The organism is Streptomyces sp. NBC_01012 (assembly GCF_045162755.1).
Taxonomy (GTDB): domain Bacteria; phylum Actinomycetota; class Actinomycetes; order Streptomycetales; family Streptomycetaceae; genus Streptomyces.
The window spans coordinates 5446579-5461653 of sequence record NZ_CP108688.1; the positions used below are offsets into that span (position 1 = coordinate 5446579).

Sequence of the window (15075 nt, forward strand, 5' to 3'; positions counted from 1 at the left end):
GGGCCACATGCCAGCGGCCGTGACCTGATCGGGGCACACCCTCTTTCGCCATCACCCTGCGTGCGGGACGCTCGCAGGTGGCGGCGCCGCGCAGCACAGTACCGAGGAGGCATCAAGTGGTCGACGCACATCGGACGTTCGTCATCATCGGCGGAGGGCTCGCCGGAGCGAAGGCGGCCGAGACACTCCGGGCGGAGGGCTTCAGCGGCCGGGTGATCCTCATCGGCGACGAGCGCGACCATCCCTACGAGCGGCCTCCGCTGTCCAAGGGCTATCTGCTGGGCAAGGACGAGCGGGACTCCGCCTTCGTGCACGAGACCGCCTGGTACGCGGGCGCCGACATCGAGCTGCACCTCGGCCAGATGGTCACCTCCATCGACCGGGAAGGCCGGTCGGTGCAGCTCGGCGACAACACCGTCGTCCACTACGACAAGCTGCTGCTGGCCACCGGGGCCGAGCCCCGCCGCCTCGACATCCCGGGCACCGACCTGGTGGGCGTCCACCACCTGCGCCGCCTCGCCCACGCCGACCGGCTGCGCAACGTACTCGCCGCCCTCGGCCGCGACAACGGCCACCTGGTGGTCGCCGGAGCCGGCTGGATCGGCCTGGAGGTCGCCGCGGCGGCCCGGAGTTACGGCGCCGAGGTCACCGTCGTCGCCCCGTCGGCGACCCCGCTGCACCACGTCGTCGGCCCCGAGGTCGGCCAGATCTTCACCGAGCTGCACGCCGAGCACGGCGTCCGCTTCCACTTCGGCGCCCGCCTCACCGAGATCACCGGACAGGACGGCCTGGTACTCGCCGCCCGCACCGACGACGGCGAGGAGCACCCCGCCCACGACGTGCTCGCCGCGATCGGCGCGGCCCCGCGCACCTCGCTGGCCGAGGCCGCCGGGCTCGACATGGCGAGCCGTGCCGAGGGCGGCGGTGTCGTCGTCGACGCCTCGCTGCGCACCTGCGACCCGCACATCTACGCCGCAGGGGACATCGCGTCCGTCCACCATCCGCTCTTCGGCGGCCGGCTGCGCGTGGAGCACTGGGCGAACGCCTTGAACACCGGCCCCGCCGCCGCGAAGGCGATGCTCGGCCAGGACGCCCCGTACGACCGGGTGCCGTACTTCTTCTCCGACCAGTACGACCTCGGTCTGGAGTACTCCGGCTGGGCGCCGCCCGGTTCGTACGACCAGGTCGTCATCCGGGGCGACGCGGGAAAGCGCGAGTTCATCGCCTTCTGGCTGAAGGACCACCGGGTGCTCGCCGGGATGAACGTCAATGTGTGGGACGTCACCGAGAGCATCCAGAAGCTGATCAGGGCCGCTGGGCCGGTCGACCCGGACGCCCTGGGCGACCCCACGGTGCCCCTGGACTCGCTGCTCTGAGCGGTGGCCCCGGGCATCGGACGACCGGCCGGCGCCCGGGGAGAGCCCCGCGCGGCCGGCCGGTCCCGGTCGTCCGGCCCCACCCGTAGACTTCACCCGTGGCAGGCAGGATCAATGACGACGACGTGAAGGCGGTCCGGGACGCGGTCCCGATCGACGCCGTCGTGTCCGAGTACCTTCAGCTGCGCAACGCGGGCGGCGGAAACCTCAAGGGACTCTGCCCCTTCCACGACGAGAAGTCCCCCTCCTTCCAGGTGAGTCCGGGCAAGGGCCTGTTCCACTGCTTCGGCTGCCAGGAGGGCGGCGACACGATCGCCTTCGTGATGAAGATCGATCACCTCACCTTCTCGGAGACGGTCGAGCGCCTCGCCGGCCAGGCGGGCATCACCCTGCGGTACGAGGAGGGTGGCTACAACCCCTCCCACCAGCGCGGCGAGCGCATCCGCCTGGTCGAAGCACACAAGATCGCCGCCGATTTCTACCGCGAGCAGCTGAACAGCCCCGAAGCGGAGATCGGCCGGGCGTTCCTCGCCGCACGCGGCTTCGACCAGGACGCCGCGACGCACTTCGGCGTCGGCTACAGCCCCGCCGGCTGGGACCACCTCACCCGCTTCCTGCGCGGCAAGGGCTTCAGCGACAAGGAGCTCATCAGCTCCGGTCTCTCCCAGGACGGCCGCCGCGGCCCCATCGACCGCTTCCGCGGCCGGCTGATGTGGCCGATCAGCGACACCTCGGGCGACACCGTCGGCTTCGGCGCCCGCAAGCTCCGCGACGACGACAACGGCCCGAAGTACCTCAACACCCCCGAGACCGCGATCTACAAGAAGTCCCAGGTGCTGTACGGCATCGACCTGGCCAAGAAGGACATCGCCAAGGCGAGCCGTGCGGTCGTCGTCGAGGGCTACACCGATGTCATGGCCTGCCACCTCGCCGGGGTCACCACCGCCATCGCCACCTGCGGCACCTCGTTCGGCAACGACCACATCAAGATCCTCCGACGGCTCCTGATGGACAACGGCAGCGCCCGCGTCATCTTCACCTTCGACGGTGACGCCGCGGGCCAGAAGGCCGCCCTGCGGGCCTTCGAGGACGACCAGAAGTTCGCCGCCGAGACGTACATCGCCATCGCCCCCGACAACATGGACCCGTGCGACCTGCGGCTCGCCAAGGGCGACGACGCCGTCCGCGACCTGGTCGAGCCCCGCACCCCGCTCTTCGAGTTCGCGCTCCGCCAGATCGTCGGCCGCTACGACCTGGAGACCCCGGCGGGCCGCGCCGCGGCGCTCGACGAGGCGGGGCCCGTGGTCGCCCGTATCAAGAACAGCTCCTCGCAGCACGAGGTCGCCGTCCAGCTGGCCGGGCTGCTCGGCATCCTGGACACCCAGTTCGTGGTCAAGCGCGTGGGGCAGCTCGCCCGCTGGGCCCGCGACCGGGGCGAGCGCGGCCCCTCGCAGGGCGGGCCCTCCCGAGGCGGCCCCCCGCGCGAACAGATCCAGGCGCCGAAGGCACCGCCAGGCCCCGCGCTCAACCTCCGTAGCCCCGCCCACCGCACGGAGCGCGAACTGCTCAAGCTCGCCCTGCAGAAGCCGGCCCTGGTCTCCCCGGCGTTCGACGCCTACGGCATCGACGAGTTCACCGCCCCGCCGTACGCGGCGGTGCGCCAGTGCATCGCGGAGGCGGGCGGTGCGGAGCTGGGCGTCGCCGAGACCCGCGAATATCTGGTCCAGGTGCTCGACGCGACCCCCGACGACACGGTCCGCAAGCTCGTCACCGAGCTCGCCGTCGAGGTCTTCCACGGCAAGTCCATCGACGAGTCGTACGCCGGCGAGCATCTGGTCAAGGTCCGTCTGCGCGCCGTCGACCGCAGGATCGACGACGTCCAGAGCAGCCTCGCCCGGCTCGGCAGCAATGTCGCCCCCGACCATCTGGCCGCCGCGCAGAACGAGGTCTGGGTCCTCCAGCAGTACGCCCAGTCGCTGCGCAGCCACGGGGCCGACGCCCTCTGACCCGATACGGCTCCAGGCCGCCCCGTCACGCGCCGGGCGCAAAAAGTCACCGCACGCCCCTCGTGGCGGCGATGTGTCGTACCCCACACTGGGGGGCGGTGCCTGAGAAGGTCGCGGCCGGTCCGCCCGGGGCGGACCTCCATCCCCGCGATCCGGCAGCGATCACCTGGAGGTCGCCCCCGTGCAGACCTGGACCGTGCCGACCACGACCGAGCATGTCCCGGCGATTCCCGCGCAGAACCGGGTCACACGCCACCCGGAGACGGCGGGCACGCCCGAGCCGGTGCTGGAGGAACCGGTGGAGCCTCCCGAGCCGTCCGAGCCGCGCGGCCGCCAGGAGACAGGCGGCCCGACAGCCGATCTCTTCCGCCAGTACCTGCGGGAGATAGGCCGGATACCGCTGCTCAGCGCCGCCGAGGAGGTGGACCTCGCCCGCCGGGTCGAAGCGGGACTCTTCGCCGAGGAACGGCTGACCGGCACACCGGAACCCGACGCCCGGCTCGCCCTCGACCTGGACCGGATCGTGGTCATGGGGCGGATGGCCAAGCGCCGGCTCATCGAGGCCAACCTCCGCCTCGTGGTCTCCGTGGCCAAGCGCTACGTGGGCCGGGGCCTGACCATGCTCGACCTGGTCCAGGAGGGGAACCTCGGGCTGATCAGGGCGGTCGAGAAGTTCGACTACGCGCGGGGCTACAAGTTCTCCACGTACGCGACCTGGTGGATCCGCCAGGCGATGTCCCGCGCACTGGCCGACCAGGCCAGGACCATAAGAGTCCCGGTGCATGTCGTCGAGCTGATCAACCGGGTCGTACGCGTCCAGCGCCGCATGCTCCAGGAACGCGGCTACGAGCCGACGGCCGAAGAGGTCGCCGCCCAGCTCGACCTGACGCCCGAACGCGTCGTCGAGGTCCGGCGGCTCGCCCAGGAACCCGTGTCCCTGCACGCCCCCGTGGGCGAGGAGGACGACGTCGCCTTCGGTGACCTCATCGAGGACGGCGACGCCGCCTCACCCGTGGAGACCGCGGCCTTCCTCCTGCTGCGCCGGCACCTGGAGACGGTGCTCTCCACCCTGGGGGAGCGGGAGAGGAAGGTCGTCCAGCTGCGCTACGGGCTGGACGACGGGCGGCCCCGCACGCTCGAGGAGATCGGCAGGATCTTCGGCGTGACACGCGAACGCATCCGCCAGATCGAGTCCAAGACGCTCGACAAGCTACGGGGCCACGCCTTCGCCGACCAGCTCAGGGGCTACCTGGACTGAGGACCAGCTCAGGGGCTACCCGGACCGAGTGGCCGCCGGAGCCCCGCGACCCCCCCTACGCACCGCTTCCGCTCTTCCGCCGCTCCGCCGCCGTCCCCAGAAGGGCGCCGACCGAGACACCCAGGGCCATCCCGACGCCGACGCCCAGGGCCAGATTTCCGGTCAGCGCACCGAACGCCGCCCCGAGACCCGCACCCACACCGATTCCGAGCCCGACGCCGGTCCCACGACCGCCGCCGGCCCTGTTTCCTCCGCTGCCTTCTGCCATCCCCGCCCCGTTTCTCTCGTACCGCTGCCGGCAGGCGCCGTCAGTCGACCTCGGCCAGCGCCTCGGCGAACTGCGCCGCGTACAGCTTGGCATAGGCGCCCTCGGCGGCCAGCAGTTCGTCGTGCGTGCCCTGTTCGACGATCGAGCCGTTCTCCATCACGAGGATCACATCCGCGTCCCGGATCGTCGAGAGCCGGTGCGCGATCACGAAGCTCGTACGGCCGTGGGCCAGCCGGGCCATCGCCTTCTGGATCAGCACCTCCGTACGGGTGTCCACCGAGCTGGTGGCCTCGTCGAGCACCAGGATCACCGGGTCGGACAGGAACGCCCGCGCGATGGTGATCAGCTGCTTCTCACCCGCGCTGACCCCGGCACCCTCGTCGTCGATGACCGAGTCGTACCCGTCGGGGAGCGTACGGACGAAACGGTCCGCGTGGGCCGCACGCGCGGCCTCCTCGATCTCCTCACGGGTCACCTCGCGCGAGGCGCCGTAGGCGATGTTCTCCGCGATCGTGCCGCCGAACAGCCAGGTGTCCTGGAGCACCATGCCTATGCCCGACCGGAGTTCGTCCCGCGACATCCTCGCCGCGTCGACCCCGTCGAGGGTGATCCGGCCGCCCGTGACCTCGTAGAACCGCATCAGCAGATTGACCAGCGTCGTCTTGCCCGCGCCGGTCGGGCCCACGATCGCGACCGTGTGACCCGGCTCCACGCTCAGCGAGAGATCCTCGATGAGCGGCTTCTCCGGGTCGTACCTGAAGGACACGTTCTCCAGCGCGACGCTGCCGCGCAGCTCCTTCGGCCGCTCGGCCGGGTCCGGGTCGGGCGCCTGCTCCTCGGCGTCCAGCAGGCCGAAGACCCGCTCGGCGGACGCGATGCCCGACTGCACCAGGTTCGCCATCGAGGCGACCTGCGTCAGCGGCATCGAGAACTGCCGCGAGTACTGGATGAACGCCTGCACATCACCGATCGACAGGGCACCCGACGCCACCCGCAGCCCGCCGACGACCGCGACCAGCACATAGTTCAGGTTCGACACGAACATCATCAGCGGCTGCATGATCCCGCTGTTGAACTGGGCCTTGAAGCCCGCCTCGTACAGCGCGTCGTTCTGCTCGGCGAAGTCCTTCGCGGACTCCTCCTGCCGGCCGAAGACCTTCACCAGGCTGTGGCCGGTGTACATCTCCTCGATGTGGGCGTTGAGCTTGCCCGTCACCTTCCACTGCGCCACGAAGTGCGGCTGCGAGCGCTTGCCGACGCGCGCCGCGACGAACACGGACAGCGGGATCGTCACCAGCGCGACCAGGGCGAGCAGCGGAGAGATCCAGAACATCATGATCAGCACACCGACGATGGTCAGCAGGGAGTTGATGAGCTGGCCCATCGTCTGCTGCATCGTCTGCGAGATGTTGTCGATGTCGTTCGTCGCCCGGCTCAGCACCTCACCGCGCTGCTGCCGGTCGAAATAGGAGAGCGGAAGCCGTGCCAGCTTGGTCTGCAGGTCCTCGCGCAACTGGAAGACGACCCGGTTGATCACCCGGATCGACAGCCGGGTCGACACCAGCATCAGCAGCCCCGCGCCGACGTACACCACCAGTGCGGCGAGCAGGACCTGCCCCACCGCGCCGAAGTCGATGCCGTCGCCCGGGGTGAAGTCCACCCCGCTCAGCATGTCGGCGAGCCCGCCGTTGCCCTGCTCACGCAGGCCGTCGACGGCCTGGTCCTTCGTCGTGCCGCCCGGCAGCCCCCGCCCGACGACACCCGCGAAGATCAGGTCCGTCGCCTTGCCGAGGATCTTCGGCCCCACCACGGAGAACGCCACGCTCAGCGTGCCGGCCGCCAGCATCAGATACAGCGAGGACTTCTCCTTGCTGAACCTCCGCAGGAGCCGCTTCCCGGACCCCTTGAAGTCCATGGACCGCTCGGTCGGCGCTCCGGCCATCATCCGTCCGCCCGGTCCGGCCATCAGGCGGCCTCCGCTTCCGTCAGCTGGGAGAGCACGATCTCCCGGTAGGTTTCATTGCCGTCCATCAGCTCGTGATGGCTGCCCGTCCCGACGACCCGGCCCTCGTCCAGCACCAGGATCCGGTCGGCGTCACGGATCGTGGACACCCGCTGCGCCACGATCACCACGGTCGCCCCCTGCGTCTCGCGGGACAGCGCAGCGCGCAGCGCCGCGTCCGTCGCGTAGTCCAGGGCCGAGAACGAGTCGTCGAAGAGATAGATCTCCGGCCGCTGCACCAGCGTCCGCGCGATGGCGAGGCGTTGCCGCTGGCCACCGGAGACATTGGTGCCGCCCTGCGCTATCGGCGCGTGCAGACCGTGTTCGAGAGCCTCCACGAAGCCCTTCGCCTGCGCCACGTCCAGCGCGTGCCACAGCTCCTCGTCGGTGGCGTCCGGATTGCCGTAGCGCAGATTCGTCGCGACCGTCCCCGAGAAGAGATACGGCTTCTGCGGGACCAGGCTCACGGTCTTCGCCAGCAGCACCGGATCCAGGGTCCGCACATCCGTACCGTCGACCAGCACATCGCCGTTCGTCGCGTCGAACAGCCGGGGTACGAGCCCGAGCAGCGTCGACTTCCCGCTGCCCGTCGATCCGATGATCGCGGTCGTTTCCCCTGGCCGCGCCACGAGATCGACCGAGCGCAGCACAGGCTCTTCCGCACCCGGGAAGCGGAACTCCGCGTCCCGTATCTCCAGATGGCCGTGCTTGAGCAGCTTCGTGACCGGGGAGGTGGGCGGAACCACGCTCGACTCGGTCCCCAGAACCTCCTCGATGCGCTCGGCACAGACCTCCGCGCGCGGCACCATGATGAACATGAAGGTGGCCATCATCACCGACATCACGATCTGCATCAGATACGCGAGGAAGGCGGTCAGCGCCCCGATCTGCATCCCTCCGCTGTCGATGCGGTGCGCACCGAACCAGACCACGGCGATCGACGACAGGTTCACCACGGTCATCACCGTCGGGAACATGAGGGCCATCAGCCGCCCCGTCGACAGCGCCACAGCCGTCAGCTCCGTGTTGGCGCCGCGGAAGCGTTTCTCCTCGTAGGCGTCACGGTTGAAGGCACGGATGACACGGTTGCCGGTGATCTGCTCGCGCAGCACACGGTTCACCTTGTCCAGCCGCACCTGCATCGTGCGGAACAGCGGCCGCATCCTGCGCACGATGAGGCTCACCGCGATACCCAGGACCGGCAGCACGCCCAGCAGCACCGCCGACAGCGGGATGTCCTGACCGAGCGCCATGATGACGCCGCCGACACACATGATGGGCGCCGACACCATCAAGGTGAACGCCATCAGGACGAGCATCTGGATCTGCTGCACGTCATTGGTCGTACGCGTGATCAGTGAAGGAGCCCCGAACCGCCCCACCTCACGGGCGGAGAACGACTGCACCCGGTCGAAGACCGACGCCCGCACGTCCCGTCCGAGAGCGGAGGCCGTACGGGCGCCGTAGTAGACCGCCCCGATGTTGCAGATGATCTGGATGATGCTGACGGCGATCATCACGCCGCCGAATTCCAGGATGTAGCCCGTGTCACCCTGCACGACACCGTTGTCGATGATGTCCGCGTTGAGGGTGGGCAGATAGAGGCTTGCGCAGGTCTGCAGGAGCTGGAGCAGCACCAGCAGCACGATGGGACGTCTGTACGGACCCAGATGGGTCCGCAGGAGTTTTATGAGCACGCGAGTCTCTCGGAGTCGGCGAAGGGCAGAGGCCGGTCCATACTCCGGCACTCCGGACCCCGACTGCCAACGCTTTTTTCCAAGTCCCGGTCAAAAGTCCGGGGCCGCGCTCCCCAGGGCCGGCACGGCTCTCCCGGCCGGCGCCCGGCGCTCCCCGGGCGCCTCCACAGGGCCCGCTCGCGCGTCCCCCCTCGTGCCGTGACTCTCGTGCCGCGCCCCTCGTGCCGTCGCGTGCCGTCTCTCTCCGGCCTCGCTCCTCAGTCGGTCTCGCCGAACGCCCCGGGGTGGATCTGGTCGCGTGTGGCGCCGTACTGCTGGCGCACCGCGCGGCCCACCGGGAGCTCCTCACCCGGCTCCAGCACCTGCGCCGCGGCGTCCTGCCAGGCCGGGGGAGTACGCGGGTCGAGCGTCCCCTGCGAGACCCCGAGCGCCCACGCCGCCTGCCGGGCAGCGCCGAGCGCCGCGTACTCGGCGGGCTGCGGCACGACGACCTGGGTGCCGAACACCCCGGGCGCCATCGCCTGCACGGCGGGCAGTTCGGCGGCGGCGCCCAGCAGGAACACCCGCCGCACCTCAACGCCCCGGTCCCGCAGCACATCGAGTGCGTCGGCCAGCGAGCACAGCATCCCCTCGAAGGCGGCCCGCGCCAGATGCTCCGGCTTCATCGACTCACGCCGCAGCCCGCTCAGCGTCCCGGCGGTGTGCGGCAGCTGCGGGGTGCGCTCACCCTCCAGATAGGGGAGCAGGACGAGCCCCGATGAACCGGGCGTCGACTTCAGCGCCAGCGCGGACAGTTCCTCCAGCCCGTCCACGCCCAGCATCTCGGCCGTACCGCGCAGGGCGCGTACGGCGTTCGAGGTGTGGACCACCGGCAGGTGCATCCCGGTCGCGTCGGCGAAGGAGGTGATCATCCCCGTGGGGTCGGCCAGTGCCTCGTGATGCACGGCCATCACCGAGCCCGAGGCCCCCAGCGACACCACGGCGTCCCCGACGGCGACACCGAGCCCGAAGGCCGCGGCCATCGTCTCGCCGGTGCCCGCCGAGATCAGCAGCCCCTCGGGCGTCGTCCCCGCGGCGTCGGCCGGACCGAGCACCTCGGGCAGCGCGGCCTGGTGGCCGAGCGCCAGCTCCACGAGATCCGGCCGGTAGGACCCCGTACCCGCCGACCAGTAACCGGTACCGGACGCTGCCCCCCGGTCGGTCGTCCGCCGCGCCGGCCGGCCGAGCAGCTGCCACACCAGCCAGTCGTGCGGCTGGAGGACGGCGGCGACCCGCTGCGCGTTCTCCGCCTCCGACCGCACCAGCCAGCGCAGTTTCGACACGGGCTGCGCGGCCTGCGGCACGGCACCCACGGCCTCGGCCCAGGCCTCCCGCCCGCCGAGCCCGTCGACCAGATCGGCCGCGGCCGCCTGCGCCCGCCGGTCGTTGCCGAGCAACGCGGGCCGTACGAGATTGCCCTGGTGGTCCAGTGGCAGCAGCCCGTGCTGCTGCGCGGACACACCGATGGCCTGCACACCTTCGAGCAGCCCTCCGGAGGCCGCCTCACCGAGTGAGAGCAGCCACGCCTGCGGATCCACCTCGGAGGCCTTGGCCTCGATGGGATGCGCGGCGTACCCCTGCCGCAGTACCGCACCGGTGTCCGTGTCGCAGACGACGATGTGCGTGAAGGCGGATGAACTGTCCAAGCCGGCCACTATGCCCATGGACACGATTCTGCCGCACCCGAGGACCGATCCGTACGCGGACCCGTCCTGTGCCGGGCTGCGCGCCCGGCACAGGACCAGGTCTCATCTGTCGGTCAGGTGTTCGTCGTACCCCAGTCGTCGCTGCCGGTGTGGCCGTTGCGCTCCCGCAGCGAGCGCACCCGGTCGGAGACGGACGCGGGGACCTTGTCCCCCACCTTCTCGCTCACCGAGTGGTACGCCTTGCCGGCGAAGTCCCGGCCGCCGTGCGCGGCGGACTCCGCCGCGTTCCGCACGGCGGGATTCTCGGCCAGCTGCTGCGCGGCCTTCTTCAGCTGCTCGTAGCGCTCGCGCCCGGCCCGCGTGCCGAGCACGTAACCGAGCGCCACTCCGGCGATGAACGTGAGCCGGTACCGCATGGCTGCCACCCTTCCTTCGACCCTGCGACGTGTGCTGCCCCGCCTACCCCAGGACAGCGGAGATCACCCCGGCCGATACCGATTGGCGGAGCACCCCCCTGCTTGCGCTAATGTATGTGTCGCAGCGAACGTGCGCCGCTCGGCAGCCGCCAGGCAGGTACGATTCGAGGCACCGCAGCAATCCCCTGTAGCTCAATTGGCAGAGCAGCCGGCTGTTAACCGGCAGGTTACTGGTTCGAGTCCAGTCGGGGGAGCGCGATCCCCTGTAGCTCAATTGGCAGAGCATTCGGCTGTTAACCGGAGGGTTACTGGTTCGAGTCCAGTCGGGGGAGCGATGCGGGAGAGGACCCTACGGGGTCCTTTTTCGTGTGCCCGCGTATGTGCCCGCGCGAGGGCGTCCCGTGACTCTTTCGGGGCGATTCCGTACCGCCGGGAACCGGGCAGCGAGCAGCGCAGTCTTCATGGTCATGCGAAGCCGAGCATCCGCAGCAGGAGATCGTATGACCGGCTATGCTGCGGCAGAAGGCGCGCACACTTGTACGCGCCACGCCGAAACGGGGCGGTAGCTCAGCCGGTTAGAGCAGCGGACTCATAATCCGTCGGCCGTGGGTTCGAGTCCCACCCGCCCCACCCAGCATCCCCAGGCAGAATCGTTCTGACCTGGGGAAACGCGTTTTTCGGGGGCGTTTTGCATGTGGCGTTCGCCTCGCGGGGGTGTGGTGAACGCGGGTTCTCGCGCATCGAAGGTGAGCTCTGAACGGCCTTGACCTGGGGTTTTCTAGCCAAGCCTTCGTGGGAGCGTTGTGGAGTGGTCCCACGGCCCCCGGGAAAAGGTGCGGGGGCGTCGCGCCCGTCTACGAACGGCCCTCGGTCGGGTCGGCCGCCGACGAGGACACCCGCGCTACAGAGTGTCGTTTCGTGTGCCCGCAAGGAGAGCTCGGCTCACCGTCGCGCGGAGACGATCCGATGGTGCTGCAAGGTGAGGTTCTTGCCGTGCTGCTCGGAAGCAGGGCGGGGAGCGGGCGGTGTGCCGAACGCGTGACTGAGCCTCGTTCGAGATGGATCGATCCGGGCGGCACGAATTTTCGGTTCCTCCAGCCCCCGGAGGTTTCGTCCGCTGGCAACGGGGCCCGGCTCAGGCTGGCTGGATGGCGCCCGGCAGCTCGTGGACAGCCTTGACGAGGGGGGCGAGCGCGGAGTCCTCGGCCGCCTCGTCCAAGGCTTTGCTCAGGGCTGTGTTGTGGGTGGGGCGGGCCTCGTCCAGCAGGCGCATGCCGGCGTCGGTCACATCCGTGTAGATGCCGCGACGGTCGGTGGGGCACAGGTAGCGCGAGAGCAGCCCGCGCTGTTCCAGCCGGGTCACCAGTCGCGTGGTGGCGCTCTGGCTGAGCACGACGGAGTCGGCGACCTGGCGCATCTGCAGGTGCCCGCCCTCGTCGTTGTGCTGTCGTCCGAGCACGTCGAGGAGTGAGTACTCGCGGGCGCTCAGCTCGTGCCCTGCCTGGAGTGCGCGTTCGATGCAGCTTTCGATGCGGCCGTGCAGCAATGAGAGGGCTGACCACCTGTGCGCCAGTGCGGTCATCGCCGGGTCGGTGGCGGTCATGAGCAGCTCCCTCGGGCTGGTCTGGCGGGCGGTGCCGCGTTGACAGGGACCTGCGGGGTGCAGCCCCCGATTAAGTGTACCGCGCTTGCGGTTATCCGGCGCCTGCAACTATTGTGAACGCAGGTAAGGGGCGAATGCATCTTCCGTTCGTCAGTCGCCACTCTCCCTCATTTCTTTGCGCCGTCCGAGGATCCTTGTCATGCCGCTCGTACTGCTACCCCTGGCTGTAGGTGCATTTGGAATCGGCGCCACGGAATGTGTGATCACGGGGCTGCTGTTCCAGGTCAGCCGCAGACCCTGCATCCGCGGCCCTCACCTCTGCCCCGGGTGCCGTCCTGGCTGCCGACTCAGGGGCCGTGCCGGCCCTGGCGAGCGCTATCCGCTCCTGGTCGCCGCGACCCGCGGCCGTCCATCCCTCACCTTAGGAAGTGCCCCATAAACACCACCGTGACCCCGCTGACCACAGCCGACGCCGAGACCCTCATCGCTGCCGCGCGCCGAGCCGCTGACGAAGCGGAAGGCCCCGTCAATATCACCGCCTCTCGACGCGGGCGGGCACCTGCTGGCCTTCCGTCGTGACGCGCGCGCCGTGCTCATCTCCGGCGAGACCAGCACCGCCAAGGCCTGCATGCACCGCCTTGCAACTGAACGCACCGACCGCTGAACTCGCCGACCTGGTCAAGCCGGACGGCCCCTTCCACTCGTTGCCCACGGCGCTGAACAAGCCCCTGTTGTTCATCGGCGGCGGAGTGCCCGTCCACCGCGGCGGTCAGCTCATCGGCGCCCTCGAGCTCGGTGGCGGCGCTCCCCGGCAGGACCACGGCTTCGCCCGGACCGCGCTCCAGGCCCTCTGACCAGCCTCCGCTCGCACCGGGTCGGCGTCGATCAGCACTGACCGGCAAGGAAATTACCGACAGCACCACCGAAAGGCCCCTCATGACTGCCATCCCGAACGTGACACTCAACAATGGTGTGGTCATGCCGCAGCTCGGCTTCGGCGTCTTCCAGGTCCCCGACGAGGAGACCACCGCCGCCGTCGCCAGCGCCCTTGAGGCCGGTTACCGCAGTATCGACACCGCTGCGGTCTACGGCAACGAGGGAGGCGTCGGCAAAGCCCTCAACGCCTCCGGCCTTCCCCGCGAGGAACTCTTCGTCACGACCAAGCTGTGGAACGACGACCAGGGCAAGGGCAAGGCCCTGGCCGCATTCGACGCCTCCCTGGACAAGCTAGGCCTCGACTACGTCGACCTCTACCTGATCCACTGGCCCACCCCGGCCCGCGATCTGTACGCCGAGACCTACAAAGTGTTGGAGGGGATCCTTGCGAGCGGGCGCACCCGCGCCATCGGCGTCTCGAACTTCCGCGTGCCCGACCTGCAGCGGCTCCTCGGAAACACCGGTGTCACCCCGGCCGTCAACCAGATCGAGCTGCACCCCGCGCTCCAGCAGAACGAGCTGCGCGCCTTCCATGCCAAGCACGGCATCGCCACCGAGGCGTGGAGCCCGCTGGCCCAGGGAGCGGTCCTCGGGGACGAGCCGATCGTGAAGATCGCCGGAGCACACGGAGTGTCCCCGGCGCAGGTGGTGCTGCGCTGGCACCTTCAGAGCGGCAACATCGTGATCCCCAAATCCGTCACTCCCGAGCGCATCCGGCAGAACCTCGACGTCTTCGGCTTCGAGCTGAGCGATGTCGAGATGTCCGCCATCGCGGGCTTGGACCGCGGTCTGCGTACCGGCCCGGACCCCGACACCCTCAACTGACCGCCGCCCCGAGCGCCCGTCCCGTCCCTCGTGTCACGGGGGCGGGTGCTCGGGGTACCTGCCGTACACCGGCACAGGATTACCTGCAGCCTCACACCCTTGACAAGGAGGAACCATCGTGCAGATCGACCTTTCCGGCCGCACCGCCCTGGTCACCGGCTCCACCCAGGGCATCGGATACGCCATCGCAGTCGGCCTCGCCCGCGCCGGGGCCCGGGTCGCAGTCAACGGCCGGGGCGCGGAGCGCGTCACGGCCGCGGTGGACCGGGTGCGTGCCGACTCCGGCAGTGACGACGTCATCGCCGCAGTGGGCGATCTGGCGACCGAGAAGGGTGCCGCGGCCGTGTTGGAGGCCGTCCCAGTGGTCGACGTCCTGGTGAACAACCTGGGCATTTTCGGCTCCGCTGCCCCGCTGGAGATCGACGACGCGGAGTGGCGCCGCTACTTCGAGGTGAACGTTCTCTCCGCCGTCCGGCTGATCCGCGCCTATCTGCCCGGCATGACGGAACGGGGCTGGGGCCGCATCCTCAACCTCGCCAGCGACTCGGCCGTGGTCATTCCCGCCGAGATGATCCACTACGGCATGACCAAGACCGCGCTGCTCGCCGTCAGCCGGGGCTTCGCCAAGGAGGCGGCCGGCACGGGCGTGACCGTCAACTCCGTCATCGCCGGGCCGACGCACACCGGCGGCGTCGAGGACTTCGTCCGTGAGCTGTTCGGCGACAAGCTGCCCTGGGGCGAGGTGCAGCGCGAGTTCATGATCAAACACCGTCCGCAGTCCCTGATCCAGCGCCTTATCGAGCCCGAGGAGATTGCCCACATGGTCGTCTATCTCGCCTCGTCCTACGCGTCCGCGACCACCGGCGGTGCCCTGCGCGTCGACGGCGGCTACGTCGACTCGATCCTGCCCTGAGCAGCCCGGCAGCCGTCGGCTCCCCGGTCCCGCTTGTGGTCGGAGCGCCAACTCAACAGGCAACTTTCATGCGCCGATAGCCCGCGTTTG

11 protein-coding genes, 3 tRNA genes and 1 pseudogene are annotated in these 15075 nt (G+C 69.7%); 9 read left to right on the top strand and 6 right to left on the bottom strand.

The annotated features are described in order from the left end of the window. Window positions 1-116: 116 nt before the first annotated feature. The 3 genes from OG623_RS24380 (at window position 117) to OG623_RS24390 (ending at window position 4640) form a co-directional block, all read left to right on the top strand. On the top strand, window positions 117-1376 hold the full coding sequence (locus tag OG623_RS24380; RefSeq protein WP_406149246.1) for an NAD(P)/FAD-dependent oxidoreductase: 1260 nt from the start codon (window positions 117-119) through the stop codon (window positions 1374-1376). A 98-nt stretch (window positions 1377-1474) separates the two neighbouring features. Continuing rightward, the gene (gene dnaG, locus OG623_RS24385; RefSeq protein WP_406149247.1) at window positions 1475-3382 is read left to right on the top strand and encodes a DNA primase; all 1908 of its coding nucleotides are present in this window, start codon (window positions 1475-1477) and stop codon (window positions 3380-3382) included. A 166-nt stretch (window positions 3383-3548) separates the two neighbouring features. Then, complete coding sequence (locus tag OG623_RS24390) at window positions 3549-4640, top strand: RNA polymerase sigma factor (RefSeq protein WP_406151983.1); 1092 nt, start codon at window positions 3549-3551, stop codon at window positions 4638-4640. A gap of 55 nt (window positions 4641-4695) precedes the next feature. Here OG623_RS24390 and OG623_RS24395 read toward each other — a convergent pair whose 3' ends face one another. The 5 genes from OG623_RS24395 to OG623_RS24415 all read right to left on the bottom strand — a co-directional run bounded on the left by OG623_RS24395 (window position 4696) and on the right by OG623_RS24415 (window position 10708). Then, window positions 4696-4908: a hypothetical protein gene (locus tag OG623_RS24395; protein ID WP_406149249.1), complete on the bottom strand. Its 213-nt coding sequence runs from the start codon at window positions 4906-4908 to the stop codon at window positions 4696-4698. 40 nt (window positions 4909-4948) lie between these two features. Beyond that, a complete protein-coding gene (locus OG623_RS24400; protein ID WP_406149250.1) occupies window positions 4949-6874 on the bottom strand; it encodes an ABC transporter ATP-binding protein in 1926 nt (641 codons plus the stop codon). Further along, window positions 6874-8607 carry an ABC transporter ATP-binding protein gene (locus OG623_RS24405; RefSeq protein WP_406149251.1) on the bottom strand — a complete coding sequence of 578 codons (1734 nt, stop codon included), beginning with the start codon at window positions 8605-8607 and terminating at the stop codon, window positions 6874-6876. Before OG623_RS24405 ends, OG623_RS24400 begins: the two co-directional genes overlap by 1 nt. A 257-nt stretch (window positions 8608-8864) precedes the next feature. After that, entirely contained in the window at window positions 8865-10310 is a 1446-nt protein-coding gene (locus OG623_RS24410) for an FGGY family carbohydrate kinase (protein WP_406149253.1), read from the bottom strand. 95 nt (window positions 10311-10405) lie between these two features. Beyond that, window positions 10406-10708, bottom strand: coding sequence for a YtxH domain-containing protein (locus OG623_RS24415; protein ID WP_406151985.1), 303 nt, complete (start codon window positions 10706-10708; stop codon window positions 10406-10408). A gap of 181 nt (window positions 10709-10889) precedes the next feature. Between OG623_RS24415 and OG623_RS24420 the strand changes: the two genes are divergently transcribed. From OG623_RS24420 to OG623_RS24430, 3 genes are all read left to right on the top strand, one after another. Further along, window positions 10890-10962: transfer RNA gene (locus OG623_RS24420), tRNA-Asn, on the top strand. Between the two features lie 5 nt (window positions 10963-10967). Then, window positions 10968-11040: transfer RNA gene (locus OG623_RS24425), tRNA-Asn, on the top strand. A gap of 224 nt (window positions 11041-11264) precedes the next feature. Further along, a tRNA-Ile gene (locus tag OG623_RS24430) sits at window positions 11265-11338 on the top strand. Between the two features lie 505 nt (window positions 11339-11843). Here the strand turns inward: OG623_RS24430 and OG623_RS24435 are convergent. Beyond that, window positions 11844-12311, bottom strand: a complete 468-nt coding sequence (locus tag OG623_RS24435; protein ID WP_406149255.1) for a MarR family winged helix-turn-helix transcriptional regulator — start codon at window positions 12309-12311, stop codon at window positions 11844-11846. Between the two features lie 435 nt (window positions 12312-12746). Here OG623_RS24435 and OG623_RS24440 point away from each other — a divergent pair. The 3 genes and pseudogenes from OG623_RS24440 to OG623_RS24450 all read left to right on the top strand — a co-directional run bounded on the left by OG623_RS24440 (window position 12747) and on the right by OG623_RS24450 (window position 14985). Then, window positions 12747-13165: pseudogene (locus tag OG623_RS24440) on the top strand (heme-binding protein). A gap of 82 nt (window positions 13166-13247) precedes the next feature. Next, window positions 13248-14072: an aldo/keto reductase gene (locus OG623_RS24445; RefSeq protein ID WP_406149256.1), complete on the top strand. Its 825-nt coding sequence runs from the start codon at window positions 13248-13250 to the stop codon at window positions 14070-14072. Window positions 14073-14190: 118 nt separating this feature from the next. Continuing rightward, complete coding sequence (locus OG623_RS24450; RefSeq protein ID WP_406149257.1) at window positions 14191-14985, top strand: SDR family NAD(P)-dependent oxidoreductase; 795 nt, start codon at window positions 14191-14193, stop codon at window positions 14983-14985. The last annotated feature ends 90 nt before the right edge of the window (window positions 14986-15075 follow it).

What these genes read in the sequence shown, in the direction of transcription:
- OG623_RS24395 (WP_406149249.1), bottom strand. Translation starts at nt 4,908, where the DNA reads ATGGCAGAAGGCAGCGGAGGAAACAGGGCCGGCGGCGGTCGTGGGACC.
- OG623_RS24400 (WP_406149250.1), bottom strand. Translation starts at nt 6,874, where the DNA reads ATGGCCGGACCGGGCGGACGGATGATGGCCGGAGCGCCGACCGAGCGG.
- OG623_RS24410 (WP_406149253.1), bottom strand. Translation starts at nt 10,310, where the DNA reads ATGGGCATAGTGGCCGGCTTGGACAGTTCATCCGCCTTCACGCACATC.
- OG623_RS24415 (WP_406151985.1), bottom strand. Translation starts at nt 10,708, where the DNA reads ATGCGGTACCGGCTCACGTTCATCGCCGGAGTGGCGCTCGGTTACGTG.
- OG623_RS24435 (WP_406149255.1), bottom strand. Translation starts at nt 12,311, where the DNA reads ATGACCGCCACCGACCCGGCGATGACCGCACTGGCGCACAGGTGGTCA.
- OG623_RS24445 (WP_406149256.1), top strand. Translation starts at nt 13,248, where the DNA reads ATGACTGCCATCCCGAACGTGACACTCAACAATGGTGTGGTCATGCCG.